Source organism: Bacillus sp. RO2, assembly GCF_012911845.1.
Taxonomy (GTDB): Bacteria; Bacillota; Bacilli; order Bacillales; family Bacillaceae_I; genus Sutcliffiella_A.
On the sequence record NZ_JAAXCU010000055.1, the window covers coordinates 37,121 to 63,852 of the forward strand.

The window sequence follows — 26,732 nt, forward strand, 5'->3', positions numbered from 1 at the left end:
CTTTTGGGACGAGGTGGTGGGGGATGTTGGTTATTAGAGTGTTATTGTGACTTTTGCAGAGGTTATTGTGACTTTTGCAGAGGTTATTGTAACTTTTTCGAGGGTTATTGTGACTTTTGCAAAGTGGATTGTAACTTTTTCAAGGGTTTTTGTGACTTTTGCATAAACTTTGTTACTTTGCGCATTTATCTCTAGTTTGCCGAGGGAATGCAACATTTCTCACTTATCTAGAAGACTCAAATTGCATGTGAAAAAGCAGCACTAAGGCTGCTTCCTACTCGTTTTCGCTATGATTTTTAGAACGGACAGGCTGGGACTTTTTCAGATTCTTTTGCTTAACTTCTCTTACCGGATTATACTCTGCACCCATTTCAACTGCTGTGTTCTCTGCATTTCTCGTTTTTTGTTCCGGGTTATTTTGCTTAGAGCGTTTTTTCATTGATGGTAACCTCCCTTAATGTCTCAATAAAGTCATTTCATTTTGCAGGTTTTGCAATTGAAGACGCATGCGGTTTAATTGCTCGCGCTGCTGTGCGTTACAACTTTGGGAAAGGTGCATTAAGTCGTTATACGTTGCCTCAATCTGCTCTTGAGCGCTCGTAAACTCTGTATCATTGTAGTGTTCCAATTGTTTTGCTTCAGTGTACTGTGCATGTGCATTGCGCAGTGCATCTTCACATTGCTGTATAAACTGTTCAACAGATTCTCTTGTTGCCATGATTCCATTCACCCCACATTTTTTCTGTGTACTCGGCTTTATTTTGCTCATTTTTCTTTAGACCATGCTAAAAAAATGAGGAGCATTGAAGCAGTAGCAATTTACATGCTAAAATGGTTTGTTAGCAATAATGGAGAAAAAAGAGGAGGAGTACGGATGAATAAAACAAATGAGCAAAATCCGTTTCCATATTCCGTTGAAGATAAACGATATCACACTTGGAATTATCATTTACGTAACCATTTTGGGCATAAAGTATTTAAAGTCGCATTAGATGGCGGCTTTGATTGTCCGAACCGGGACGGTACAGTGGCACATGGCGGCTGTACTTTTTGCAGTGCTGCCGGATCTGGTGACTTTGCCGGAAATCGAGCTGATGATCTGATTACACAATTTAATGAAATTAAAAATAAAATGCATCATAAATGGAAAGACGGCAAATACATGGCTTATTTTCAAGCTTTTACCAATACGCATGCACCTGTCGAAGTTCTTCGCGAAAAGTACGAAACGGTGCTAAAACAAGAAGGTGTAGTCGGACTTTCCATCGGTACACGTCCAGATTGCTTGCCAGATGATGTGGTAGAATATTTGGCAGAGTTGAATGAACGTACGTATTTATGGGTGGAGCTTGGCTTGCAGACCGTTCATGAGCGTACCGCGTTGTTGATCAACCGTGCCCATGACTTCCAAACGTATGTAGAAGGAGTCAACAAGCTGCGTAAACACGGTATTCGTGTATGTTCTCATATCATTGATGGCCTGCCGCTTGAAGATAACAAAATGATGATGGAAACTGCAGAGGCTGTGGCAAAGTTAGATGTTCAGGGTATCAAGATTCACTTGCTTCATCTTCTGAAAGGCACTCCGATGGTGAAGCAATATGAAAAAGGGATGCTTGAATTTCTGTCTTTTGAGGATTACATCCAACTTGTTTGCGATCAGCTTGAGATCTTACCGCCTGAGATGATCGTTCACCGCATTACAGGAGACGGACCTATTGATATTATGATCGGTCCTATGTGGAGTGTTGACAAGTGGTCTGTTTTAAATGCCATTGATGCAGAGTTGAAAAGACGAGATAGCTGGCAAGGGAAATATTATACAAGTGGTGATGGACGATGAAATTGGAACGAGTATTGCCGTATAGCAAAAAGATCATGAAGCTCGCCTTATCTGAGGGAGATATAGCTGTGGATTGTACGGTCGGAAACGGCCATGACACCCTATTCCTTTCAGAGCTTGTCGGGAAAAACGGCCATGTGTATGGCTTTGATATTCAGGAAGAAGCACTGTTGAACACGAAGACTTTGCTAGCAGAACATGGGTTGGAGTCTCGAGTCACCCTTTTTGAAGACAGTCATGCCAAAGTGTTGAAACGCATTCCTTTGGAAAAACAGCGACAAATCAGAGGAGCCATTTTCAACCTTGGCTATCTTCCTGGTGGCGACAAAGACATTGTGACAGTACCAGAAAGTACGACACAAGCCGTCGACAGCCTATTATCTATAATGGAAAAAGAGGCGGTGATCGTCCTTGTCATCTACCACGGACATCCTGAAGGACAAATTGAACGCGACGCCCTTCTCGACTACGTCACCAAACTGGACCAAAAAAGAGCCCACGTCCTTCAATACCGCTTCATGAACCAAATCAACAACCCACCATTCATCATCGCAATCGAAAAAAAATAAAGGAACCGGCAGAGATGCCGGTTCCTTTATTGTATTAACGCATTGAGGGTCAGACCCCTTTTCAACTCTCTAAATCACTAAAGTTTTTCCTTCTTCAAGCTTTATGCCCCTCGCCAGCTTTGAAATTTGCGGTAAGCCCGTCCGTTCATGTAGAAGAAGTAGGCGGTGCCGCCACTTGCTTTGATGATGCTTTTGGCCATGGAGGAGATGTCTTTGCATTTGTGGACTTTACGGTCTGAAAGATAGACTCCGAGCAGGCCACGATTTATAAGGCGGTGAAACTTCTCAAATGGCAATCCAGCTGTATAGGCATCTGCCTGATCCATAAAATGCTGTAATCTGTCCAAAAACACAGACTCACTTTCATAATAAGTACAGAAATTGAGATCCCCACCATCTATATCCTCTTCCTGATCAATGAAATAATCCAACAGAATATGTAGCCCCTGAATATAAGGGAAATAGCCACCTACTATTTTCTCGGCATGTTGGGAGGTGAATGTTTCTCGGTATGCTTGAGAAACCAAACAGAATATCCCAAGAGTAGATCCTGTACAAGCCGAGAATTCATACCATTCCATAGGAGGCAGTTCCTCTTTGTAAAGAGAGAACCATTCTTCCAGCCTTGGCACCCGTTCTTCCTCGATCACATGCTTATGTACCTGCAAATCACAATAATAGCCTGCAAGCTTAACTAGATGCGGAGCTATTAATTCATAGTTACGATGAGAACTCAGCACTTCCTGACAGGTCGTCACCAAACTGGCAAGATACCCTCCATCATTCTGTTCATCCCGAAATCGGTAATACTCTTTCAAAGGTTCTCCGACTGTCAAAGCATCTGGCATGGACTCATGCAGTGCAGCAAAGTCTTCAGGGTCCAACGAGGTGCTTCTGTCGCATAAGTTATCCAAATAGTCACTGATGGTCTGATAGGCAACAATAAACTTCACCGCATGACGAAAATCAGCACCTGCAAGTAAAGACAGGATCCCGCCCCCTTCACAATGGAAAGCTTTCGTCTCAATACTTGCTAGCGCCTGCTTGCGAAGCTCCTCATCTGGAATAACTGAAGCCCTCTTTTTCCAAAGCTCCAGCTCCTCATATACAACAGGAAACACATCTCGATACACTCTTTTCATCAAAGAAAAAGGATGGGTGGGTACCTTCAAATTCAGTCACTTCCTTCTAATTGTAAGTCCACAAATGCTTTTGCATAACGGAAAACACGTGCACGCTCTGGTTCATTGAAAATCTCATGGTAAAGTCCTTCCCACTCCTTATACGTTTTCTCTTTGGCAGAAAGGGAATTAAACCATGTTTCTGATGCAAATTTATCAACAATCAAGTCATCTCCTGCCTGCAAAAGCAAAACAGGAACATCCGGGAATTTTTCAATGCCGGTAAAAGCCTGATTCATCGATTGAACAAGTTCACGATACCATCTAACAGACACTTTCGTGATGTAAAGCTCATCTCCTTCAGCAGTTTTTCGTATTTCTTCATTTCTTGTCGCTTTATCTATCGTCAAACCAGTTTTGAACTTTGTTTTCGGCAAAATAAAGTTAAGCCCTTTGGAAAGGACGTCAAGACCTTTGGTTGGATGATGCAACAGCTTCAAACATGGTGAAGATAAGATAACACCGTCGACCATCAACGGTTTCTTTTCTTGAAGTGTGCGGATAACTGCAAGTCCTCCCATACTATGTCCGATAACAAAGACAGGTGGTTTCAAGAGGTATGCTTCTTTAATCCATTTTTCCACTTCTTCTATATATTCATCAAAATTATCGATATGCCCTCTTCTTCGTGTGGAAAGACCTTGCCCAGGCAAATCCCCCATAATGACATTATACCCGTTTGTTTTCCACTGTTCTAACAGCCACGTGTATCTCCCGTGATGCTCCTGAGCTCCGTGGACAATGACAATGGTGCCTTTCGGATTTTCAGCCTCCCATTTCCACATTTCAAACACTCCCTTAAAAATATAAAATTCTTTCTGATATAATAAAATAAAACTATCAAATCTTACAAGCTGGAGGACCACATGTATAAAATATACCCATATCTAGATAAAAAACCACAAATTGATGAAACAGCCTATTTGGCAGATTTCTCCGTCATCACTGGTGATGTGACCATCGGAAAAGAAAGCAGCATATGGTTTCATACTGTCATTCGTGGAGATGTTGCGCCGACCATTATCGGGAACAGAGTAAATATCCAAGATCAATCCCTATTACATCAAAGTCCAAACAAGCCTTTGATAATAGAAGATGATGTCACAATTGGGCATCAATGTACACTACATAGCGCATTTGTTCGCAAAAACGCCTTAATTGGCATGGGCTCCATCATTTTAGACGGAGCTGAAATTGGAGAAGGCTCCTTCATCGGTGCCGGCAGCCTTGTTCCACCTGGAAAACGTATTCCACCAAATTCACTTGCATTCGGCCGCCCCGCCAAAGTCGTCCGGGAACTAACAGAAGAAGACAAACTAGACATGGCCCGCATACGCAGAGAATACGTCGAAAAAGGCCAATTTTACAAATCTGTACAAAATTGATTTTTTGATTAAAGAAAAACCCAGTTGATTGCAGTGGAAGGCGCGAAGACGCCCGCGGGAGGAAGGGACAGGTGAGACCCCGCAACGAAGTGAGGAGGCTCACGGACCGCCCGCAGGCAAGCGAAGCGCCTGGAACGGAAATCAACCGTTAATGCAAAATATACTTTCCACACACCACCCAACTCCTGGGTGGTGTTTTCATTCTAAAATTTCTGTGAATTTTTCACCACCAAATTCTTACCCATTCTTTACATAGTCTTATAACTTCCTAAATATTCTCCATCTAAAATAAAAATTAGAATAAAACCTAGCTAAAAAGGAGTCCTAATGATGGTCAAATTACTAGCTAATTTCTACGAATTTGAATGCAACTTGTTTCGCAGTGTGAATCGCCATTTTGACAAAAAGTATGTAAATTTCTTTTTTCGAAACATTACACATGTTGGCGGTGCCACTTTTACTATTTGCACCCTCTTACTTTTCATTATCTTCAGCAATCATTCCCTAAAACATACAGCTATTGCTTCGGGGCTATCATTGGCGCTTAGTCACATACCTGTAGCCATTGCAAAAAAATTATATCCAAGACGCCGTCCATACCTAGCGCTTGCTGAGATCAAAGTGGCCACTAATCCGCTTAAAGATCACTCTTTTCCATCTGGACATACTACTGCCATTTTCTCAAGTATTATTCCTTTTGTCCTATTTTTTCCGCCACTGGCAATTCTATTAATTCCTCTGGCGTTATGTGTAGGCATTTCAAGGATATATCTTGGACTTCACTACCCATCTGATGTTGCAGTTGGGATGATACTCGGAAGCAGCACAGGAATATTTTCCTTTCTACTAATCGTTCCCCTATTTTCATAATAAGAAGGAGGCTCACTATGAAAATTGCCATTTTTACAGACACTTTTGCACCAGATGTCAATGGTGTAGCAAAGACGTTAAAACGATTGACCAATTACTTGGACAACAAAGGATTGGAATACCGAGTATTTGCACCAGAAAGTACGGACAAAGACCTTTTTTCCAGCCAAGTCCACCGCTTTGCAAGTCTTCCATTCTTCTTATATCCCGAATGCCGACTTGCATTACCGAATATGCTATCCGTGAAGGCCGAGCTAATAAAATTTAAACCAGACCTCATTCACGTTGCAACCCCATTTAATATCGGCCTTTGCGGACTTCACTATGCAAAAAAACTGGACATTCCAGTTGTCGGTTCTTACCATACTGACTTTGATAAATACCTCGAATACTACGACCTTCAATTCCTGACAAAAGTGCTTTGGAGCTATATGCGTTGGTTTCATCGTCCATTACGCAAGATTTTTGTTCCATCCACTGACACCCAGAATCACCTCAAGAATCACGGATTCATCAATACTGCTATCTGGCCTAGAGGGGTTGACTGCTCAGTATTCCAACCACTTACATCCTCTCAACTCATAAAAAACAAATTTAATATAAAAGAAAAATATATCCTTTCCTACGTTGGGAGACTTGCCCCTGAAAAAGATGTGGCCCTACTTCCAAACATTCAATCTTCCTTGCCGGAAACTATACGTCATGATGTGCACTGGCTTATAGTAGGAGACGGGCCGATAAAACAAGAATTACAAAATAATGCCCCGACTAATATGACTTTCGCTGGCTTTCAGTCTGGACATAACCTGGCAGAGATCTATGCCGGTTCTGATGTATTCGTCTTTCCTTCTGCAACCGAAACCTTTGGAAATGTCGTCTTAGAATCCTTGGCATCGGGGACACCTGTAGTGGGTGCTAATGCTGGAGGTGTCCAGACAATCATTAAACAAGGGGTAACAGGGCATCTGTGCAACCAAAATGACGCTATTTCTTTTGCTGCTGCCATCACTAGTCTTATAGAAGACGAAGAAAAACGAGAACAAATGGGTTATGCCGGCCGCCACTATGCATTGGAGCAATCTTGGGACTCCGTTTTCGAAAGACTCCTTCACGATTACCAAAGTGCGTTAACACCACAAAAACTACAAATACTTGCATAAGAAAAGGAGGCCACTACGCCTCCTTTTCCTTGTAAAACGAAGAAATTATTAAAAAATTTGCAACTTTAAAATGGAATATTATATAATGTATCTATCTTACTTGTTCGGAAGGAGGGAAAAAGATGTTACTATCTGTAAATGCTCGCACACAATACATGGCATACTTGCATATTTGTCGTGCAATTTTTCATGATTCAGCTATCAACGGGACACGTATGTCCATTTTTAGACAGCTGAATAGAAAAGACAGATAGTAAGAGATCTTTTGCCCGACACACACCTGATGCATCCTGTACTTTGCGTCTAAGTAAAAACCATGGGAAAGAAGGCTTCTTCTTACTCATGGTTTTTTTGTGCGTTTAAATTCTGAAGGAGTGAACTTAATATGATGATATGTACATTAAATAATATAAGTAAAAGCTTTGCAGGCACGATGATTTTTGAGAATGTTTCCATGGAAATCCAGGCAAACGACCGAATTGGACTTGTTGGTAGAAACGGAAGCGGAAAGACGACAATTTTCCAACTGATCAGTGGATTGGAAGCTCCAGACAAAGGAGCTATTCATATAAAAAAAGGCACTAAAATCGGATACCTTGCCCAAATCCCCTTCTATCCTGATGGGACAACAGGAGAAGATGTCTTACTTTCCGCATTCAGAGAAACTGTGGAACTGCAACATAAGTTAAGATCTTTAGAGTACCAAATGACGGAGGTTGGGGAAGAGAACGAGTTAAACAAGATTATGCAGGAATACGGAGTACTGCAAGAACGCTTTGGTTTTATGGGAGGGTACGATATGGATGCCTCCATTCAGCGGATTGCAAACGGGCTAAAAATCACCTCCTTACTTTCTCAGCCATTCTCAAGCTTGAGTGGCGGAGAGCAAACAAAAATATGCTTAGGATTTATCCTGTTGCAAAAACCTGATGTATTATTGCTTGATGAGCCGACCAACCATCTTGATATTTTTTCAGTAGAATGGCTCGAGCAATATTTAAAAGAATATGATGGTACAGTTGTTGCAATATCACATGACCGCTATTTTCTTGATGAAGTAGCAACTAAAATTATAGATTTAGAAGACGGGGAGATCCACACGTACCACACAAACTACAGTGGTTTTCTTAAAGAGAAAGAAGAACGATTGCTGTTGGAATTCTCAGCGTATCAAGAGCAGCAGAAAAAAATCAAGAAAATGAAAGAAGCCATCAAACGCTTGAAAGAATGGGCGAATCAAAGCAATCCGCCTAATGCAGCCATGCACCGTCGTGCTAAAAGCATGGAGAAAGCATTAAATAGAATGGAAAAATTAAAACGTCCTATCCTAGAAAGAAAGGCGATGGGTCTTCAGTTTGATGCCACAGATCGTAGCGGAAAAGATGTGGTAAAAATGGAAAGTGTACGTAAATCATTTAATACAAAAGATCTTTTCAAAAACATAGATCTTGCAGTTTATTTTAGAGAACGAGCGGCAATTGTAGGTCAGAATGGTACAGGGAAATCTACCCTTCTAAAAATACTTCTTGGGGAACTAAAGGCTGATAACGGTTTAGTGAAACTTGGCAGTAATGTAAAAGTAGGATATCTTTCTCAGCACATCAAGGCCAGTAATCCAAGCCAAACATTAATTGAAGCTTTCCGTGAAGACATTTCCATCACATTGGAACAAGCAAGACATGTGCTAGCTAAATTCTTGTTTTATGGCCCATCTGTATTCAAAAAAGTAGAGAATTTAAGCGGTGGCGAAAAAATGCGCCTCCGTTTGGCACAGCTCATGCACCAGGACATCAATTTGCTGATATTAGATGAGCCGACAAATCACCTTGACATAGATTCCCGTGAAGTGCTAGAAGAAGCGTTGGAGGAGTTTGACGGTACCATCCTCGCAGTCTCCCATGATCGGTACTTTTTAAATAAATACTTCGAGAAAACATGCTGGCTAGAGGATGGGATACTTGTTACCTATGAAGGGAATTATCAGTATGCCCGTGGAAAGCGCGAGGAATTAGAGAGAAAGAAGGTTGCAGACCTTCCTAAAGTTGTCGAAATAGAGAAAAAGATAAAGCATTCCGCTCCGAACTCTTCAAGTATTGATTTTGAAGAGGTTGAAAAAAAATTAGAGGATTTAGAAACAGATATTAATGAAATGGAAACTTTAATGAACAATGAAGAAGACTTGCTGACACTTCAAAGGATGCAAGAAGAACTCACTCTTTTAGAAACGGAAAGAGATTCATTATATTTAAAATTAGAAGAAATCCTTTAATACTAAAAACCGCCCAAGAATAAAGCTCTCAAAGAGCCTTATTCCCGGGCGGTTTTCTTTATTTACTATATTAAGCGTTCGCTTGCTCTTTCAAAGCATCAGCCTTATCTGTTTGCTCCCAAGGAAGATCCAGATCATTACGTCCGAAGTGGCCGTAAGCAGCAGTTTGCTTGTAAATAGGACGACGAAGGTCTAGCATTTTAATGATTCCTGCTGGACGAAGGTCGAAGTTGTTGCGAACCAATTCAACTAATTTTTCTTCAGAAACTTTACCAGTTCCGAAAGTATCAACTGCGATAGATACTGGTTGAGCAACACCAATCGCATAAGCCAATTGAACTTCACACTTGTCAGCAAGTCCGCTTGCTACGATGTTTTTAGCCACATAACGTGCAGCATAAGCACCCGAGCGGTCTACTTTCGTTGCATCCTTACCGGAGAATGCTCCACCACCATGGCGAGCGTATCCACCGTAAGTGTCAACGATGATCTTACGTCCTGTAAGACCTGCATCCCCTTGTGGTCCACCGATAACGAAACGGCCAGTTGGGTTGATAAAGTATTTTGTGTTCTCGTCAATCAATTCAGCAGGTACTACCGGCTTGATTACGTATTCCTTGATGTTGCGTTGGATACGCTCCAAGGAAACTTCAGGGTGGTGCTGAGTAGAGATAACGATAGTATCAATACGAACCGGTTGGTCGTTCTCATCATATTCTACTGTCACTTGCGTTTTACCGTCTGGACGTAAGTAAGGAAGAACCTCATCTTTTCTTACTTCCGTTAAACGGCGAGAAAGCTTGTGCGCCAGTGAAATTGGTAATGGCATTAATTCTTTTGTTTCATTACAAGCAAATCCGAACATTAGACCTTGGTCCCCAGCTCCGATTGCTTCGATTTCTGCATCAGACATTTGACCTTCACGAGCTTCTAGAGCCTGGTCAACACCCATTGCAATGTCAGCAGACTGCTCATCAATGGAAGTAAGTACTGCACAAGTCTCCGCATCAAAACCGTATTTTGCACGAGTATAACCGATGCCTTGGATTGTTTCACGAACGATTTTCGGGATATCAACATACGTGGAAGTAGTGATTTCACCAGCAACCAATACCAATCCAGTAGTTACGGAAGTTTCACACGCTACACGTGCATTTGGATCATTTGTAAGGATCGCATCTAGGATTGAATCAGAAATTTGGTCACAAATTTTATCCGGATGCCCTTCCGTTACGGACTCAGAAGTAAATAAACGACGTTGTTTAGTCATTAAAAAAAGTTCCTCCTTTTTACTTATGAAAAGCGTTTGACTTCTCTTCATGTACAGCAGTTATATTTGATACGGATCTCAGTTCCTATTGTGATGTTCTATGTTATCTTGTGTAAAAATAGAAAAAACCTTCCCACAAAATTGAGGAAAGGTTTGATGTCGAGAATTAGCCTTTCACTCTTATCGGTCAAGGTCAAAGCCTTGCTCAGGTTTAGCACCTTTTCTCAAGCGACCAAATGCTTGGCCTAATACAAAACAGCGGCGTGCTTTTTTCGCTCGCTCATCCTTTGAGCAGGTTGCTGGGTTTCATAGGGCCTGTCCCTCCACCAGCTCGGAATAAGAGTATCCGTTCAAGGTTCTATATTAGCGTACTAAAACCTTTCATGTCAACAAAAAAGAGAAATAATTCGACATCAATTTACAGGAAATAATTGCTTCCTTATAATATGGATCTTCTCTCTTGAAAATCTCTTTATCATTTCCTTTTACTTCTGGATGGCAGCGTTTATAATGAGATAGGGCGTTTGGTGAAAATTTTAGTGGACAGGCATAAAATGATAACGCTTTCATTTTATATATAGGATGCTTTTCCACTGGGATAAGCCTTTTTTTCACAAAATGTTAACGAATTCATATTAATTTTCATAAAATAAGTTAATTAGTATGGACTATTAAGTTAAATGTGTTATACTTTTTAACAGATGAGAAAAAAACAATTTATATAATTGAAGGAGAGTTATCCATGATGAAAACGGTCGGAATTGATAATGGGTTAACAAAATTAATTTACGGAAGCAACACACATGTTCAACTGTCTGTTCCTCAATTGGTAGAAAAGATATTAAACCGTAATGAAGGCTGCCTGACCTCAACTGGTGCAGTACTCGCAACCACTGGAAAATACACGGGTCGCTCCCCTAAAGATAAATTTATTGTAGAAGAAGAAATTAGCAGAGATAAAATTGACTGGGGTACCGTCAACAGTCCTATTTCTGAAGACGTATTTGATCGCCTATATAACAAAGTTCTCACATACTTAGAAAACAAAGATGAAGTATTCGTGTTTAAAGGATTTGCAGGTGCAGACGAGAAATATCAACTGCCAATTCAAGTAATCAACGAATTCGCCTGGCACAACCTTTTTGCTCAACAGTTATTTATTAAACCAAATGAAGAGCAATTGGCTAAACATGAAACCGCATTCAGCATTGTTTCTGCTCCGAACTTTAAAGCGGATCCTGCAGTGGACGGAACAAATTCAGAAGCATTCATCATAATCTCCTTCAGCAAACGAATTGTGCTGATTGGTGGGACAGAATATGCCGGAGAAATGAAAAAGTCCATTTTCTCTGTTATGAACTACCTTCTACCAGAAAACGGAATTATGCCTATGCACTGCTCTGCAAACGTAGGACGTGAAGGCGATGTAGCATTATTCTTCGGACTATCCGGCACAGGTAAAACAACACTTTCTGCCGACCCTAATCGCAAACTTATTGGTGACGATGAGCACGGCTGGTCTAACACAGGTGTATTTAACATTGAAGGAGGATGCTACGCAAAATGTATCGGTTTGACTCGCGAAAAAGAACCACAAATCTTTGATGCGATCCGTTTTGGCTCCGTCCTTGAAAATGTGGTCATTGATGGTCAATCCCGAATCGCTGACTATGAAAACTCTACGTTAACTGAAAATACACGTGCAGCTTATTCACTGGACGCAATGGAAAATATCGTTCAGCCTAGCATTGCTGGTCATCCGAATACTATCGTCTTTTTAACAGCCGATGCAACAGGCGTATTGCCTCCAATTTCTAAGCTATCTAAAGAACAAGCTATGTTCCATTTCCTAAGTGGTTACACAAGCAAACTTGCAGGCACAGAGCGCGGAATCACGTCACCACAAGCTACTTTCTCAACATGCTTTGGCTCACCGTTCTTGCCACTACCTGCTACGACTTATGCAGAAATGCTGGGCAAAAAAATCGATGAGCATAATGTGCAAGTTTACCTTGTGAACACAGGTTGGACTGGCGGAGAGTACGGCGTTGGAAGTCGCATGAAGCTTTCCTACACAAGAGCAATGGTACAGGCGGCACTAGAAGGCGACCTGACAAATGTAGAAGTCGAAAAAGATCCATACTTTGGCGTTTCCATTCCTGTACACGTTCCTGGTGTACCTGACGAAGTGTTACAACCAAAGAAAACATGGCATAACGATGAGAAATACGATCATTTTGCACGTGAGCTTGCAGGCAAGTTCAAAATGAACTTCAAGAAGTTTGAAAATGTACCTGCGGAAGTCCTTGAGTTGGGCGGACCTACAGTATAATTTGGGAAAAATTTTTAGGCCAACCAAGGCTGTTAGAGCCTTGGTTGGCTTTTTGGTTTATTGGGGGGGCGCAAAAAAGTCACCCTATTTGACTGTTTCCATTTGTTCAGCGACGGTTGGGGCATTTAAGGCCGTTCTATTTGACCGTTTCTCTCTTCCTAACCGGCGTTCGGGCTTATAGAGCTGTTCTATTTGACCGTTTCTCTCTTTCTAACCGGCGTTCGGGCTTATAGAGCTGTTCTATTCGACCGTTTCTCTCGTCCTAACCGCCGTTCGGGCTTATAGAGCTGTTCTATTCGACCGTTTCTCTCTTGCTACCCGGCGTTCGGGCTTATAGAGCTGTTCTATTCGACCGTTTCTCTATTTTTTCATGGGATCTGGCGTATAGTTTGCTTCCTCTCCTACCGTTTTCCCTCCCCACTTTGCGTTTCGGGCGGTGAGAGGCCTTCTCTCCTACCGTTTTACCTTTCCCAAAAGTTTTTCGGTAGGAGAGACACCCTCTCTACTACCATTTTTCCTTTCCCCAAAGCTTTTCGGGCAGAGAGACACCCTCTCTCCTACCGTTTTTTCTTTCCCCAAAGCTCTTCGGGCAGAGAGGCACCCTCTCTACTACCGTTTTTCCATTCCCCGGAGCGTTTCGGGCGGTGAGAACCCCTCTCTCCTACTGTTTTCCCTCCCCACATTGCGTTTCGGGCGGAGAGAGAAGCCACCTCTCTGACATAGAAAGCGGAAGCCCCTGCTTCCATCGCCAGCTCCATCACTGCTCCTTCATCCACCTCGTCAACCGCGCCACAATCCTCCTATTTTCCCTAGGCGGAAAATAATGCGTGTACTCCGGATAATACCACGCCTCCACGTGCACCCCCATCTCCTTCGCACACTTTTCCAATCTATAAGAGTGCTCAATAGAAACGTTCTTGTCCTGTTCACCATGAATAATCAAAATCGGCGCATCTAGCCGGTCAAGTTCCAACAGCGGTGTCCTCCACTCATATCGCTCAGGATATTTATTCGGAGTCCCTCCAATTACCCGCTTCATCATACGGCGCAGGTCCACTCTCTCCTCATAGGTGAGAAACATATCGGAAACACCGCCCCATGACACAACAGAACACACTTCAGGAAATTCAATACCTGTCATGAGAGCCATCACACCGCCACGAGAGAAACCGAAGACATGAATACGATCACTCTTCACTTTTTCATGACCCGCTAACAACTGATAAGCAGCAAACGCATCCTTCCTGTCCTCTCCAGCAAAATCCTCATTTCCCTCTCCACCTTGGTTCCCACGGTAAAAGGGCGCCATCACCACAAAACCTTCTGAGGCAAATTGAACGATACGGCCAACACGTACCTGTCCGACATTTTTGATGCCGCCCCTTAAATATAGAAATCCATCATACTCCCCATCCGCTTTTGGCTCGGCTAGCAGTCCCTTCACCTTCAATCCAGCGCTATAATAGGTCACCGCAAAAACACTGATATGCGAACTCGGTGATGGAAATGGAGTTTTTTCAACAATCGTCCCGTCTTGCAAAAATATTGCCCCCTTTTGACGCACTAGGCATTCACACATATTTAGCCCAAATCATACGCTAATCTATAAAAACATACAAAGCATATGCCCACAATTTCCGAGGAGGTAGGACATGAAAGGTTTAAGAATAACGTTAAGTATTTTATTATCTTTTGTTTTAATCGCTGCGCTTGCAGCTTGCGGTGGCAGTAAAACAGAAAAGGTCCGGATTGCCGAAGTTACCCGCTCTATTTTTTATGCTCCCCAATATGTTGGGATTGAAAAAGGATTTTTTGAAGAGGAAGGTTTGGAAATTGAATTAACGACCACTTGGGGTGGCGATAAAACGATGACCACCTTGCTCGCTGACGGGGCGGATGTGGCATTGGTGGGTTCTGAGACGTCCATTTATGTGTATGCGCAAGGCTCTAATGACCCTATCATTAACTTTGCTCAGCTTACCCAAACAGACGGGACATTTCTTGTATCAAGAGAGAAACTCGATAATTTTGATTGGAATGATTTAAAAGGCAGTACATTTCTTGGCCAACGTAAAGGTGGTATGCCTCAAATGGCTGGGGAGTTTGTACTCAAAAAACATGGCATTGACCCACAAAATGATTTGAATCTTATCCAAAACGTCGATTTTGCGAACATTCCCAGCGCCTTCGCTTCCGGTACAGGTGAATACGTGCAGTTATTCGAACCGCAGGCTAGTATTTTTGAAGCGGAAGGCATCGGATATATCGTCGCCTCTTTCGGGGAAGAGTCAGGTCATTTGCCATATACGACATTCATGGCAAAGGAAAGCTATCTAAAAGAAAATCCTGAGGCCGCAGAGAAATTCACTCGTGCGCTTTACAAAGCCCAACAATGGGTGGAGAATAACCCTGCTTCTGAAACTGCCAAAGTCATCCTTCCATACTTTGAAGATACGTCGGTAGAATTAATCGAAACCGTTGTGGACCGTTATAAGAGTCAAGGTTCTTACGCCACTGATCCAATCCTGGATCAAGAAGAATGGGATAACCTGCAAAACATCATGGACACAGCCGGGGAGCTTCCACAATATGTGGAATACGGCACATTAGTAAATACAACCATTGCAGAAGAGGTAATGGAAGAATAGGATGATGAACGATGAGTTTATTATCAATTAATAATATAAATCACATCTATTTTACACCGGAACGCGCTACAAAGGTACTAGAAGACATCTCCATCTCTATTGAGGAAGGGGAGTTTATCTCCTTCCTCGGCCCAAGTGGCTGTGGGAAAACAACACTGTTATCCATTATTGCGGGTCTCCTTAAGCCGACAGACGGGAGCGTATTGTTAGGCGACAAACCTTCCAAAGACTGCATCTCCAATATAGGCTATATGCTTCAACAGGATTATCTTTTCCCATGGAAGACCATTGAGGAGAATGTACTTCTAGGGTTGAAGATTGCAGATAAGCAGACGAAACTAAATATGGAAAGAACTTTACATCTGCTAAAAGAAATGGGACTGCCGGATGTTGAAAAGTTATATCCTTCTCAGTTATCAGGCGGAATGAGGCAGCGTGCAGCACTTGTCCGTACACTTGCCACAGATCCTCAACTCCTGCTTCTTGACGAACCATTTTCAGCACTGGACTACCAGACGAAGCTAAAGCTGGAGGATTTAGTTTTTACCACACTCAAGTCCTTTAGAAAAACCGCTTTGCTCGTCACCCATGACATCGGAGAAGCCATTGCAATGAGTGACCGCATCTTCTTGTTGAAAGCGAATCCTGGTCGCTTGGCGAAAACATTCATCGTTCCAGAAGAATTAAGAAACATGATCCCATTTGAAGCAAGGCAGCACCCTGACTTCTCCTCCTTGTTCCAAAAGATTTGGAAGGAGTTGGAGCAACTTGAACAAGAAAGCGAACATTGATTTTCTTCACCAAGGCTATTTAAAACAGCTTAAAAAAGTAACTTATCAAGTAAGGTTTTATCAGCTAATCATCTTTATTGTTTTTTTTTCCGTTTGGGAGCTTGCCGGAAAAAACAGCTGGATTAATCCATTGCTGTTCAGTTATCCAAGTCGAATCTGGAATCTATTCATAGATAAAATAAAAGACGGTACGCTGCTTTCCAATATCAGCATCACAGTAACCGAAACCATCTTCGGGTTCATTCTCGGAACACTCATTGGAACGATCATGGCTGCCATCCTCTGGTGGTCGCCTATGATTTCTAGAGTGCTTGAGCCATATTTAGTCATTCTTAATGCAATGCCTAAAGTCGCCCTTGGCCCCATATTAATTGTAGCCATTGGACCCAATATGGGATCGATCATCACCATGGGGGCCATCATTTCGGTTATCATCACCACCATTGTCGTTTATACCGCCTTTAAAGAAGTAGATGATAACTATCTAAAAGTACTGAGGACTTTCGGAGCAACCCGCTGGCAACTTTTTCAGCAAGCAGTCCTCCCAGCGTCCTATCCTACTATTATTTCCACCCTTAAAGTGAACGTTGGTTTGGCTTGGGTCGGAGTCATTGTCGGCGAATTTCTTGTCAGTTCCAAAGGACTTGGCTATATGATTATCTATGGCTTTCAAGTATTCAACTTCACCCTCGTACTATTGAGCTTATTGATTATCGCAGTATTTGCGACAATCATGTATCAATTGGTCGAGTACCTTGAAAAAAAGCTTGTTAAACATACGTAAAAAGTAAGAGCAACCCCTCAAATGGAGTTGCTCTTCTTTATTTTATCAAGACAATGAGTCAGAACATCGTCTTTCATAATGAAACTAAACTTATTATCTTTTCTTATGTTTGCTGGTATCTCCTTCAAGAGGACAGGACCATTCGTTTCAAAGTATGTAGACTGCTTTTCTAACGTATCAATTACTGCAAAATATACATTTTTAACGATGACTTTTTCTCTTCCATCCACTTTATACTGCCCTATGTATTTCAGCTGGGACACATGTCCACCTGTTTCTTCCTTTACTTCTCTAATCGCACCTTGGTCGGCGGTTTCCCCATCTTCTACTTTTCCACCCGGAAACTCCATTCCCCTGTTTTTATGACTGGTCAACAGCCACTGATCCTGGTAACGACAAATAACCCAGACGTGTTTGGGGTCTCGAGAAAAAGGATGGTCTTCAAAGGATAACATCACTCGGTTGTTATAAATATCTTCAAACTCATACATACTATCGAAACTCCAATATCTCTTTTTTCTTATTTATCTTATCATAGTAGCATCGAAAATGTGAGAGTCAAGTACCTTATTTAGACCATCATGGATAAAAAACTTCTATTCGATTAAATCGTCCATTAATCCCTGATCTTTAATATGGGCCTTAGTTGCTTCATCTCCAAGCTCATAAATCATCTTAAACGCTTGTTGCAATCCGTTATCATATGCATCATTTGTTTTGTCAAAATGATATTGTACATACGGAATATGGGCACGCCAAAAACCTTGCCAATCAGAAGAATAATTTTGATCGAAAATTTCCCGTAAATGTGTTATTTCATCATCTGTTGCCTGTATCTGATAGTCCCAAGAAGATGCTGTACTCACTTGTGAAATTGAACCCTCTGCTAGTGAAATGTAGTATGTTTTACGCCCCATGTATCTTCACCCTTTCTAGTATCTTCTCTTATTTTCACACAAAATCCCTTCTTTATTCTTTTAGATTCACTTGTTACGGATCCGCCTTTTTTTTAATGGCATCTATAACTTTCTTCAAGATGTTCGGTATTGGTACTCCCATACGTGCCGCATTTTCCATAATGGATATGAACTCATTTACCAAATAAAATAAGATTGTAACGTCTTTAATTAGACTAGTACCTAAAATAATGTCCAACACATGAGCAATCGTTACTAATGCAAAAATAAATATCTTTTGTGCGATACCTTTAAAACTCTCTCGACTCGAAAGACGCTTTTCAACAAATGCAGCGATGACTCCTGTTAAATAATCCACGACTACAAACAAAATTAAAAAAGTTAATAGAGAACTAAAGCCTCCGTAAAAAAAAGAAGCTATGGAACCTAGGAATGATGCAATTCCCAAACAAAATATATTGTACTTGTCCATGACAAATTCCCCTACCCCCTCACTACTTTCTATATTGCATATTATGCAAAATATTAAAAGCCCGTTACGAAATAATAGAATTTTGTGTATGAACGAATATAATTGGTGAAAACTAATCATTATTTTACTAGAGGAGCTAGAAAAAACATGAAATCATTTGAGACGTTCGTAAACAAATATCATAAAAAATGGATTCGGGATGATGAAGATATTGATGCAGTTGCGTATTCTATCGTGAACAGTTTTACAAGGGAGCAATGCATCGATCTATTAGCGGAATTATCGGATGATGACCTTCATCAAGTGGTGGCAGAATTGGTGATGGAGCAGGTAAAAGAGTTGTTGATTAGTGGAGCTAATGGGGACCAAGGTCTGCTTCATTAACTGTGTCAGCAATATTAAAGCCTGATGAAAGGACTGTGGAAAATTCCTTTCATCAGGCTACTTTTTTTATTTTCCTAAGAATGCATGCAACATCCAGTTGTGTTTCTCCACGCTTTGGTGAATGGCAAGAAGCATATCACCAGTGGTTTCATCTCCCGCTTGGTCCGCAATCTCCATGCCTTCTTTTAACTCTTTGATGAGCGTAGAGAAGTCGCTTGCAATGGATTGGACCATTTGCTGTGCTGTTTCTTTCCCTTCTGCTTCATGGATAGTGGATATTTCCAGAATCTCTTTCATCGTTCCAACTGGAGTTCCCTCAATCGCTAGTAATCGCTCTGCCAATTCATCAATATGTGTGGCAGCTTCGCCGTATAACTCTTCAAATTTTTCATGGAGTGTGAAGAACTCCGGACCTTTTACAAACCAGTGATAATTATGTAACTTGATATAAAGAACACTCCAGTTTGCTACTTGCTTATTTACTACATCCGTTAATTGTTTAGACATTTTGTTCTATTACCTCCTTCAAATATACCAATATAATATATAGGTTATTTACCCCTTATAGCGTCCCCCTAAACAATGGACTTATGCCTTGATTAGTTTTTGTTAGAGGGTAATAATGATATATAATGAAAATTATATTATTCGGAGGTATACACACCATGATGACCATATTAATCATCTGCATCATCATCGTACTTGTCGTGCTAATTCTCACCCTACTCTCCACCAACAAAGCCTACAAATACGAACACACCATAGACCCAATCGAACCAACACAAAACCAAAAAGACCCTGATGATGAGGTGAAGAAATAAAAAAAATTCCTTTTAGGGGTCAGACCCCTAAAGGAATTTTGCACCAAACGTCGAACCCCCCTGAGCGTAAGGCTCAGGGGGGTTCATTTCTCTTAATTTTTTGGTTTAAGATTATTAGTAGTATTCATAGATATATGGTGATTCTGGTTGTTCGACTTTTTCAAGGGTTTCTACTTCGACGAATGGAAGGGTCCAGTTATTGTATTGAGTGGTTGTCAGGGTTCCGCTCACTTTCACCCAGTCATCGTTTTTAAGATCCCCTGCCCCACTCAAAGTGGACAACGTCCCATAAACACTGGCATCGGCTACGCAACATGACAATCCAAAACGCGCGACAACAAACTGGTTCTCCGTAAAGTCGGCTTCTCGGTACACAAATCCAATCATTTCGATCTTCTTGCCGACAAATTCATCAATACTCATATCTATGATGTTCATCATCGGAATGTATCTCTCATCATCCACGACAATCGTGTCCATCTCCAGCATCTCAGCCTTCAATTCTTCATAATATCCTTCCGGCGGCTCTTGCAGTTCAAATCCTTCTGGATGCTCTAACGGTGCGTCCGCTAATTTCTCATCAATTTCCGGTGCCCCGTTTTCTTGATCCTCCATATACCCTTCAGGATCATCTAAGTAAGCCTCCGCCCTTGAAGTTTCGGATTCACCACCGTTTCCTCCATCTCCAGCAGTACCACCTGCTGGACCATCAAATGCCCCCGCTTGCTCACGCTGTTCCACAATCACCTTTGAATTTGTAAAACCTCGTTTATCAATAATGGAGCTGTCCAAAATATTTTCCGGGAACATGAATCCTGTCACCACAGGCAACACAAACATAGAATAAATCAAAATTGATTGAATGGGAGTAGATGACTCCCCATGGTCAAATCCACAATTACACACCAGTTCCTCTTTATCTTTAGAGCCGCTGCGCCAAATCTGCACAATACCAAGAATAAACAATGTCCCTGCTGCAAAATACATGAACGGCATCATCCGCGGTGCAATGAAATTCGTTATATTCCCCGTGGCCAGAAGTTTAAAAAACAAGAGAGTAAATCCCAGCAATATGATTCCACGCAAATAAATATGAAATCCATAATCACGATTGCTTTCCATCTAATATCATCCTCTCTCCTACAGCACAAGCTGCTGGAAAATAAGTATCGCGGCGAACACGACAATAGTTACAACTGCCATAAACACAAGTACAAACTTTGTACGGAAGTATGCAAAAAGCATAAATGTATTTTTCAAATCGAGCATCGGTCCATATACCATGAACGCTAACAAAGATCCCACTGTAAAAGTTGAACCAAATGATGCGGCAACAAAGGCATCCGCTTCTGAACAGAGTGAGAGCACAAATGCAAAAGCCATCATGACAGCTGGAGACAATACTTCATTTTGTCCAAGCGCCATTAATACATTACGATCAAGGAAAGTCTGGAATAAACTCGCGATGAACGCACCGGCTATCAAGTATTTCCCCATATCAAAAAACTCATCACTAGCGTGGTAGAAGGTCGCTTTCCATTTATTCTGCTGTAGTGCCGACTCCTCCATTTCTTGTCTGCCTACCAATTCACTTTTCGACCAACGAAGCTGGTTTTTATTATCAAAAAGCAACAACATCAAAAAGCCGATAACTATACATAGAATAAAGGCAAGTCCAAATCTACCATATAAAATAGTAGGATCGCCGTTAAAGGCGAAGTATGTAGAAGCTACAACTACCGGGTTAAGAATAGGTGCACCTACAAGTAAGACCACCCCAACGTGAAGCGGCATTCCTTTTTTAATTAATCTGCGAACAACCGGAATAATCGCACATTCACAGATTGGTAGAATGACCCCAAGTAATGCTGCCGGAATAATGGCACCAATAGGACTCTTAGGTAAATATTTTTTTATTTTTTCCTCTGAAACAAATGTTTGAATCAATGCAGAGGCGAAAACACCAAGTAAAATAAACGGTATGGCTTCAATGACAATACTAAGAAAAATCGTATTTACATTTAGCCAAGAGCTTGGAATATCAAATGAAATTTCCTTAAAGTCTATAAAAAAGAATAGGTATAGGAAAACTCCAATTAAAGCAAGCCCGATCAAATCCTTTAAAAGACTACTGCTTTTCCTCATTCTTCTACTCCTATCATATTTTCTATTTTGTATTATAACATATGAAACTTTCAAAGCTTTATCTTTGTTACTAGCAATATATGTCTAATCTATTAACAGTATGATAGAAAGTTTGGTAAGTTGTTTCGGTTTTCCTTCTTGATTCCTGTTGCATATTCCTATACTATTTGTAATATCTATAATCGTAATGATTACTATTTGCAGAAAAAGAGGAGTGTTACTATGCTTCAATGGATTATCATCGGCGGAGGAATTCAAGGTTTAACCGTCGCCACTTTTTTACTAAAAAAGAATAAAACCACTATAAATCAATTAAGAATCATTGACCCAAATCCCAAGCCTTTGGAAAATTGGAAAAGGTGTACCTCTACCATTTCCATGCCGTATTTAAGATCGCCCTCAGTTCATCATTTGGATAATGAACCATTTAGCTTGCAAGCTTTTTCTAAAAAAGAACATAAATATCAACCTAACACAGACTTTTATGGTAAATATAAAAGGCCATCCTTACATATGTTCAATGACCATTGTGATCACCTTATAGATGATTTAGATATTCAACAGGCTTATGTCCATTCAAACGTTAGTAATGTAGAAAAAAGCAATGGGTATTGGAAAGTGTATCTTCAAAATGGAAAAGTGTTTCAAACGGAAAAAGTTGTAATCGCCATTGGAATCAGTGATCAGTTGCACCTCCCTGAATGGGCCAGCCGTTTAAAGGAAGAAAGTTCAAAATCCTTATATCATGTATTTGACAAAGAACTTCCTCCATTCGAAAAAATGGGGAGACCGTTTGTAGTTGTCGGCGGTGGAATAACAGCCACACATTTAGCAATCAAACTGGCCACTTTGTTTCCAGGTGAAGTCACGATGCTAAAGCGCCATCCTTTTAGGGTCCATGACTTTGACAGTAATCCAGAATGGCTTGGTCCTAAAATGCGTCAGCCATTTATCAAGATAAAAGATTATGAAAACAGGCGCAAAGCAATAAAATCTGCAAGGCATAAAGGCTCTATTCCTTCTGAATTAAGAAACAGAATTAGCCATTTAGTACGTACAAAAAAATTAACAATAAAGGATGGAAACGTAAACGACTTTCTGATTCAGCACAATGATGTACAGCTACTACTTGAAAACGGAGAAACAATAATAGGCAGCTCAATTCTTCTTGCAACAGGATTTGAACAAGGGCTTCCAGGCAAAGAATGGCTGGAGCCTGTCATAAAGCAAGAGAAGCTGCCGTGCGCAAAGTGCGGCTATCCTATTGTTAACAACATGTTGGAATGGGCACCTAATCTCTATGTAAGCGGCGCACTAGCAGAACTAGAAGTAGGTCCAATCGCACGTAATATCTCTGGTGCGAGAGTAGCAGCAAACATCATATCTTCCATTTAAAAAAGGATGACCCATTGAGTCATCCTTCCCTTTTATCCAAATACTTTTTTCAAATCTTCTTTATCCTGCTCTAACCAGAACTTCATCAAACGCTTCGCACCTTCAAGGTCATGAAGCTTTGCTTGACCGCACTGTTTTTCGTTTGCAGCCGGAATTTCTTCAATCTGAACTGCATCCTTTAACGTGTCTTCCATCAAGTCAACAATTTCATCTACTGTCGGTTCTCCGCTTACCACTAGATAGTAGCCAGTTTGGCAACCCATTGGAGAAATGTCGATGATATCAAAATGGCTGTATTTTTCCGCGTGTGTACGGATGTTAAATGCCAATAAATGCTCTAAAGTGTGAATAGCGTCTGGCTTCATCGCCTGTTTGTTTGGTTGGCAAAAACGAATATCATATTTATTAACTACACCGTCTGTCCCTACTTTGTGTACTCCACAATGACGAACATAAGGAGCTTTTACCGCATTATGATCTAGTTCAAAACTTTCTACTGAAGGCATAATAGCACTCTCCCTTATCTAAAAGTTAATTACAGTATAACACAGATTCAATTCCAATTAAATTCATCTGATTTATACGAATTTAATAAATTTTTGGTTTCCCAAATTTTCGATTATAATTTACTTGAGGTGACAGTAAATGAAGTATGTCTTTTTATCCATCATTCGTTTTTATCGAAAATTCATTTCCCCATTAACCCCGCCAACGTGCCGATTTTATCCAACATGCTCCCAATACGGAATGGAAGCAATAGGACGTTTTGGAGCAATTAAAGGCGGTTGGCTGACAATAAAGAGAATTCTTAAGTGCCACCCTTTTCATCCTGGGGGCATTGATCATGTTCCTGAGAAGAAAGACAAACGTTAATTTTTTTCATATCCATTAACAACCAGATCCAGTTTACCTGTGTGAGGGTCAATAACCAATCCATGCACAGGTACTCCTTCTGCCATTAGTGGGTGATTTGCAATCATATCCACACTCTCACGGACGCTTTCCTCCACGCTGTCAAACCCTTTTAAGAAACCTGCTACATCAATACCTGCATATTTCAAGTCATCAATCGTTTCTTTTGTTACTCCCCTTGCTTCCATCTTTTCACGCATGCCCTCGGGATTGATTTTTCCCATTCCGCAATCGTGATGTCCTACAACCAACACTTCATCCGCTTGTAGTTCAAACACGGCAACCAAGATACTTCTCATAATACTTCCAAACGGATGCGATACAATCGCTCCGGCATTTTTAACAATCTTCATATCTCCATGTTTTAGATTCATCGCTTTTGGTAACAGGTCCATCAACCTTGTGTCCATGCATGATAATACAACTAATTTTTTGTCAGGAAATTTAGTCGTCTGGTATTGGATATACTCCTCTTTTTCTACAAATCCCGAATTGTGTTCTAAAATTTCATCCAGTAATTTCATCTTTTTTCCCTCTTTCTGAATAATAGTTTAGATTACCTTCTTTCAATATGACAAACTCAAAACAAAATGACAATAAAAATACCTTGTTTTCTTTTTAGGTTTTTAGTAATATTTTATAAGTAAATCGTAAAGATTACGTTTTAAACAAGAAAGGAAGTATGTATTTTATGAAAAAGAAGATTCCTGTAACTGTGCTAAGCGGTTATCTTGGTGCAGGTAAAACAACCCTGTTAAATCACATTTTATCCAATAGAGAAGGTTTGAAAATTGCAGTAATCGTTAACGATATGAGTGAAGTAAACGTTGACGCTGCACTGATCCAACAAGGCGGTTTCTCCAGAACCGAAGAAAAATTGGTGGAAATGCAAAACGGCTGCATCTGCTGTACATTGCGAGAAGACCTCATGAAGGAAGTGGAGCGACTAGTTGATGAAGGCAACATTGACTATATTGTGATTGAATCCTCTGGAATAAGTGAACCAATTCCTGTTGCACAGACTTTTACTTATTTAGATGAAGAATTTGAGATTGATCTTACAGAAAAGTGCCGTCTGGACGCAATGATTACCGTAGTGGATGGTTTCCGCTTTTATGATGACTATCAATCCGGCGAAAGCCTTCTAGATCGCAAACAGGGAACGGATGAATCAGATACACGCGAAATATCTGATCTATTGATAGACCAAATCGAATTCGCTGATATTCTTTTATTAAATAAAACTGATTTACTAGAACCTCAATATGTTGTGGAATTAGAGGCACTGCTAAAGAAATTGAACCCCGAAGCAAAAATAATTCAAACGGTTAAAAGTCAAGTAGAGTTGGGAGCGATTCTTAATACCAGTCTTTTCGATTTTGAAAAAGCAAGCCAGGCTGCTGGGTGGATCAAAGAATTAAACGAGGAGCACACTCCTGAAACTGAAGAATACGGAATTTCCTCTTTCGTTTATCGCCGCAGGAAGCCGTTCCATCCAGAGAGATTTAAATCTTGGTTAGATAATTGGCCTGGCGAGATTGTCCGTGCTAAAGGTTTTTTCTGGCTAGCTTCTAGGAATGATATGGCAGGATTAATTTCTCAAGCTGGTACCTCTATTATGATTCAAGGTGCTGGAGAGTGGGTTGCAAGCTACGACGAAGAGGAAAAACAGCTAACATTAAAAGAAGAACCAGAGTTACTAGAAAGATGGGACGAAACATATGGAGACAGAATGACAGAACTTGTCTTCATCGGCATTGAAATGGAACAAGCTCAGATTGAACGCTCATTAGATACCTGTCTTCTTACCGAAAAAGAGATGAATGAGGACTGGTCCAAGCTTGCAGATCCTGTTCCTGCTTTTATCATAGAGTAATTGTAACAATTTTATAACATTTGTCTTTTTAGTTCTCAAATCGTAACAGTTACGATATAATATCGTTGGGATACAAAATGAAAGGAGAAAACAATGAAAACTAAATCTATTTTTATTGCAATGATACTAGTAGTTTTTACATTCTTAGTGGGATGTAATGCAGATAATCAAGCTTCTGACGGCAGCGAAAAACTAAATGTTTATACGACCATTTTCCCGTTAGAAGACTTTACAAAGAAAATCGGCGGCGATCATGTCGAAGTGAAGTCTGTCTTTCCACCTGGTTCTGATGCACACACGTTTGAGCCATCTACAAAAACAATGAGCGAAATGGCTTCTGCTGATGTTTTTATTTATACAGGTGTTGGTGTGGAAGGATTTGCTGATAAAGCAAAAGATGTGTTGGAAAATGAGGACGTTCCTGTTGTAGTAGCTGGTAATGGAATTGAACTCCGTGGTGAAGAAGAGCACAATCACGAACATGAAGACGAAGCTCATGAAGAAGAGCACAATCCCGACCATGAAGACGAAGCTCCTGAAGAAGAGCACCACCCCGAACATGAAGACGAAGCTCCTCAAGAAGACCACACTCACGACCATCCACACGCCGCCCATGAAGAAGCCCCCCACCCCCAACCCGCACCCCAACCTCCTGAAAACCCGCACCACCCCGACCCCGCAGCCCACACACACCAACACGCACCCCAC

31 protein-coding genes and 1 riboswitch are annotated in these 26,732 nt (G+C 41.0%); of the genes, 17 read left to right on the plus strand and 14 right to left on the minus strand.

Features of this window, described 5'->3' with window-relative positions; all coding sequences use genetic code 11:
- Positions 1-274 precede the first annotated feature (274 nt).
- Positions 275-439: a glycogen biosynthesis protein GlgD gene (locus HF078_RS18725; RefSeq protein WP_148987966.1), complete on the minus strand. Its 165-nt coding sequence runs from the start codon at positions 437-439 to the stop codon at positions 275-277.
- Positions 440-454: 15 nt separating this feature from the next.
- Positions 455-718, minus strand: coding sequence for a YtzC family protein (locus tag HF078_RS18730; protein ID WP_010195299.1), 264 nt, complete (start codon positions 716-718; stop codon positions 455-457).
- Positions 719-874: 156 nt separating this feature from the next.
- Between HF078_RS18730 and mnmL the strand changes: the two genes are divergently transcribed.
- The gene (mnmL, locus tag HF078_RS18735) at positions 875-1,843 is read left to right on the plus strand and encodes a tRNA modification radical SAM protein MnmL/YtqA (RefSeq protein ID WP_169292511.1); all 969 of its coding nucleotides are present in this window, start codon (positions 875-877) and stop codon (positions 1,841-1,843) included.
- Complete coding sequence (gene mnmM, locus HF078_RS18740; RefSeq protein WP_169292512.1) at positions 1,840-2,412, plus strand: tRNA 5-(aminomethyl)-2-thiouridylate-methyltransferase MnmM; 573 nt, start codon at positions 1,840-1,842, stop codon at positions 2,410-2,412. Before mnmL ends, mnmM begins: the two co-directional genes overlap by 4 nt.
- 101 nt (positions 2,413-2,513) lie before the next feature.
- Here the strand turns inward: mnmM and HF078_RS18745 are convergent, their stop codons facing one another.
- Complete coding sequence (locus tag HF078_RS18745) at positions 2,514-3,584, minus strand: tetraprenyl-beta-curcumene synthase family protein (protein WP_169292513.1); 1,071 nt, start codon at positions 3,582-3,584, stop codon at positions 2,514-2,516.
- Positions 3,585-3,586: 2 nt separating this feature from the next.
- A complete protein-coding gene (locus HF078_RS18750; protein WP_169292514.1) occupies positions 3,587-4,378 on the minus strand; it encodes an alpha/beta hydrolase in 792 nt (263 codons plus the stop codon).
- A gap of 81 nt (positions 4,379-4,459) precedes the next feature.
- On the opposite strand from HF078_RS18750, the gene HF078_RS18755 reads away from it, so the two are divergent.
- The 5 genes from HF078_RS18755 (at position 4,460) to abc-f (ending at position 9,277) form a co-directional block, all read left to right on the plus strand.
- On the plus strand, positions 4,460-4,978 hold the full coding sequence (locus HF078_RS18755; RefSeq protein ID WP_169292515.1) for a gamma carbonic anhydrase: 519 nt from the start codon (positions 4,460-4,462) through the stop codon (positions 4,976-4,978).
- A gap of 330 nt (positions 4,979-5,308) precedes the next feature.
- The gene (locus tag HF078_RS18760; protein WP_169292538.1) at positions 5,309-5,848 is read left to right on the plus strand and encodes a phosphatase PAP2 family protein; all 540 of its coding nucleotides are present in this window, start codon (positions 5,309-5,311) and stop codon (positions 5,846-5,848) included.
- Positions 5,849-5,865: 17 nt separating this feature from the next.
- A complete protein-coding gene (locus tag HF078_RS18765; RefSeq protein ID WP_169292516.1) occupies positions 5,866-7,008 on the plus strand; it encodes a glycosyltransferase family 4 protein in 1,143 nt (380 codons plus the stop codon).
- A 122-nt stretch (positions 7,009-7,130) separates the two neighbouring features.
- Positions 7,131-7,262: an RAxF-45 family protein gene (locus HF078_RS21125; protein ID WP_263290307.1), complete on the plus strand. Its 132-nt coding sequence runs from the start codon at positions 7,131-7,133 to the stop codon at positions 7,260-7,262.
- A gap of 131 nt (positions 7,263-7,393) precedes the next feature.
- On the plus strand, positions 7,394-9,277 hold the full coding sequence (abc-f, locus tag HF078_RS18770) for a ribosomal protection-like ABC-F family protein (protein ID WP_169292517.1): 1,884 nt from the start codon (positions 7,394-7,396) through the stop codon (positions 9,275-9,277).
- A gap of 70 nt (positions 9,278-9,347) precedes the next feature.
- Here the strand turns inward: abc-f and metK are convergent, their stop codons facing one another.
- On the minus strand, positions 9,348-10,547 hold the full coding sequence (gene metK / locus HF078_RS18775) for a methionine adenosyltransferase (protein WP_148987974.1): 1,200 nt from the start codon (positions 10,545-10,547) through the stop codon (positions 9,348-9,350).
- A gap of 177 nt (positions 10,548-10,724) precedes the next feature.
- Positions 10,725-10,890: riboswitch (SAM riboswitch) on the minus strand.
- 402 nt (positions 10,891-11,292) lie between these two features.
- Between metK and pckA the strand changes: the two genes are divergently transcribed.
- Positions 11,293-12,879, plus strand: a complete 1,587-nt coding sequence (gene pckA / locus HF078_RS18780) for a phosphoenolpyruvate carboxykinase (ATP) (protein WP_169292539.1) — start codon at positions 11,293-11,295, stop codon at positions 12,877-12,879.
- A gap of 757 nt (positions 12,880-13,636) precedes the next feature.
- On the opposite strand, the gene HF078_RS18785 is transcribed toward pckA, so the two are convergent.
- Positions 13,637-14,458, minus strand: coding sequence for an alpha/beta hydrolase family protein (locus HF078_RS18785; RefSeq protein ID WP_169292518.1), 822 nt, complete (start codon positions 14,456-14,458; stop codon positions 13,637-13,639).
- A gap of 73 nt (positions 14,459-14,531) precedes the next feature.
- Between HF078_RS18785 and HF078_RS18790 the strand changes: the two genes are divergently transcribed.
- From HF078_RS18790 to HF078_RS18800, 3 genes are read left to right on the plus strand one after another with little or no spacing between them, the layout of a single operon-like run.
- The gene (locus HF078_RS18790) at positions 14,532-15,527 is read left to right on the plus strand and encodes an ABC transporter substrate-binding protein (protein WP_169292519.1); all 996 of its coding nucleotides are present in this window, start codon (positions 14,532-14,534) and stop codon (positions 15,525-15,527) included.
- A gap of 11 nt (positions 15,528-15,538) precedes the next feature.
- Positions 15,539-16,318 carry an ABC transporter ATP-binding protein gene (locus HF078_RS18795; protein WP_169292520.1) on the plus strand — a complete coding sequence of 260 codons (780 nt, stop codon included), beginning with the start codon at positions 15,539-15,541 and terminating at the stop codon, positions 16,316-16,318.
- Positions 16,296-17,102: an ABC transporter permease gene (locus HF078_RS18800; protein WP_169292521.1), complete on the plus strand. Its 807-nt coding sequence runs from the start codon at positions 16,296-16,298 to the stop codon at positions 17,100-17,102. The genes HF078_RS18795 and HF078_RS18800 overlap by 23 nt, the downstream gene beginning before the upstream one ends.
- 17 nt (positions 17,103-17,119) lie before the next feature.
- On the opposite strand, the gene ytkD is transcribed toward HF078_RS18800, so the two are convergent.
- The 3 genes from ytkD to HF078_RS18815 all read right to left on the minus strand — a co-directional run bounded on the left by ytkD (position 17,120) and on the right by HF078_RS18815 (position 18,491).
- Positions 17,120-17,593: an RNA deprotection pyrophosphohydrolase gene (gene ytkD / locus HF078_RS18805; RefSeq protein WP_169292522.1), complete on the minus strand. Its 474-nt coding sequence runs from the start codon at positions 17,591-17,593 to the stop codon at positions 17,120-17,122.
- Positions 17,594-17,698: 105 nt separating this feature from the next.
- Positions 17,699-18,019, minus strand: a complete 321-nt coding sequence (locus HF078_RS18810) for a hydrolase (RefSeq protein ID WP_169292523.1) — start codon at positions 18,017-18,019, stop codon at positions 17,699-17,701.
- A gap of 73 nt (positions 18,020-18,092) precedes the next feature.
- On the minus strand, positions 18,093-18,491 hold the full coding sequence (locus HF078_RS18815) for a phage holin family protein (RefSeq protein ID WP_169292524.1): 399 nt from the start codon (positions 18,489-18,491) through the stop codon (positions 18,093-18,095).
- 147 nt (positions 18,492-18,638) lie between these two features.
- Here HF078_RS18815 and HF078_RS18820 point away from each other — a divergent pair, with 147 nt between their 5' ends.
- Entirely contained in the window at positions 18,639-18,875 is a 237-nt protein-coding gene (locus tag HF078_RS18820; RefSeq protein WP_169292525.1) for a hypothetical protein, read from the plus strand.
- Positions 18,876-18,941: 66 nt separating this feature from the next.
- Here HF078_RS18820 and HF078_RS18825 read toward each other — a convergent pair whose 3' ends face one another.
- The gene (locus HF078_RS18825; RefSeq protein ID WP_169292526.1) at positions 18,942-19,382 is read right to left on the minus strand and encodes a Dps family protein; all 441 of its coding nucleotides are present in this window, start codon (positions 19,380-19,382) and stop codon (positions 18,942-18,944) included.
- Between the two features lie 158 nt (positions 19,383-19,540).
- Between HF078_RS18825 and ytzI the strand changes: the two genes are divergently transcribed.
- A complete protein-coding gene (gene ytzI, locus HF078_RS18830; RefSeq protein WP_169292527.1) occupies positions 19,541-19,696 on the plus strand; it encodes a YtzI protein in 156 nt (51 codons plus the stop codon).
- Positions 19,697-19,810: 114 nt separating this feature from the next.
- Here ytzI and HF078_RS18835 read toward each other — a convergent pair whose 3' ends face one another.
- Together HF078_RS18835 and HF078_RS18840 are read right to left on the minus strand one after the other, a co-directional pair.
- Positions 19,811-20,818 (minus strand): TIGR03943 family putative permease subunit, encoded by a 1,008-nt coding sequence (locus HF078_RS18835; protein WP_169292528.1) that lies wholly within the window; start codon positions 20,816-20,818, stop codon positions 19,811-19,813.
- Between the two features lie 18 nt (positions 20,819-20,836).
- A complete protein-coding gene (locus HF078_RS18840) occupies positions 20,837-21,841 on the minus strand; it encodes a permease (RefSeq protein ID WP_169292529.1) in 1,005 nt (334 codons plus the stop codon).
- Positions 21,842-22,063: 222 nt separating this feature from the next.
- Between HF078_RS18840 and HF078_RS18845 the strand changes: the two genes are divergently transcribed.
- On the plus strand, positions 22,064-23,236 hold the full coding sequence (locus tag HF078_RS18845) for an FAD-dependent oxidoreductase (protein WP_169292530.1): 1,173 nt from the start codon (positions 22,064-22,066) through the stop codon (positions 23,234-23,236).
- Between the two features lie 32 nt (positions 23,237-23,268).
- Here HF078_RS18845 and HF078_RS18850 read toward each other — a convergent pair whose 3' ends face one another.
- Positions 23,269-23,742, minus strand: coding sequence for an S-ribosylhomocysteine lyase (locus tag HF078_RS18850; protein WP_169292531.1), 474 nt, complete (start codon positions 23,740-23,742; stop codon positions 23,269-23,271).
- Between the two features lie 139 nt (positions 23,743-23,881).
- Here HF078_RS18850 and yidD point away from each other — a divergent pair, with 139 nt between their 5' ends.
- Complete coding sequence (gene yidD / locus HF078_RS18855; RefSeq protein WP_169292532.1) at positions 23,882-24,109, plus strand: membrane protein insertion efficiency factor YidD; 228 nt, start codon at positions 23,882-23,884, stop codon at positions 24,107-24,109.
- On the opposite strand, the gene HF078_RS18860 is transcribed toward yidD, so the two are convergent.
- Complete coding sequence (locus HF078_RS18860; RefSeq protein ID WP_169292533.1) at positions 24,106-24,672, minus strand: beta-class carbonic anhydrase; 567 nt, start codon at positions 24,670-24,672, stop codon at positions 24,106-24,108. The genes yidD and HF078_RS18860 overlap by 4 nt on opposite strands.
- A gap of 167 nt (positions 24,673-24,839) precedes the next feature.
- Between HF078_RS18860 and HF078_RS18865 the strand changes: the two genes are divergently transcribed.
- Positions 24,840-26,024 carry a GTP-binding protein gene (locus tag HF078_RS18865; protein WP_169292534.1) on the plus strand — a complete coding sequence of 395 codons (1,185 nt, stop codon included), beginning with the start codon at positions 24,840-24,842 and terminating at the stop codon, positions 26,022-26,024.
- A gap of 93 nt (positions 26,025-26,117) precedes the next feature.
- Positions 26,118-26,732 (plus strand): metal ABC transporter substrate-binding protein (locus HF078_RS18870; protein WP_169292535.1); only part of this gene is annotated, 615 nt, incomplete at its 3' end.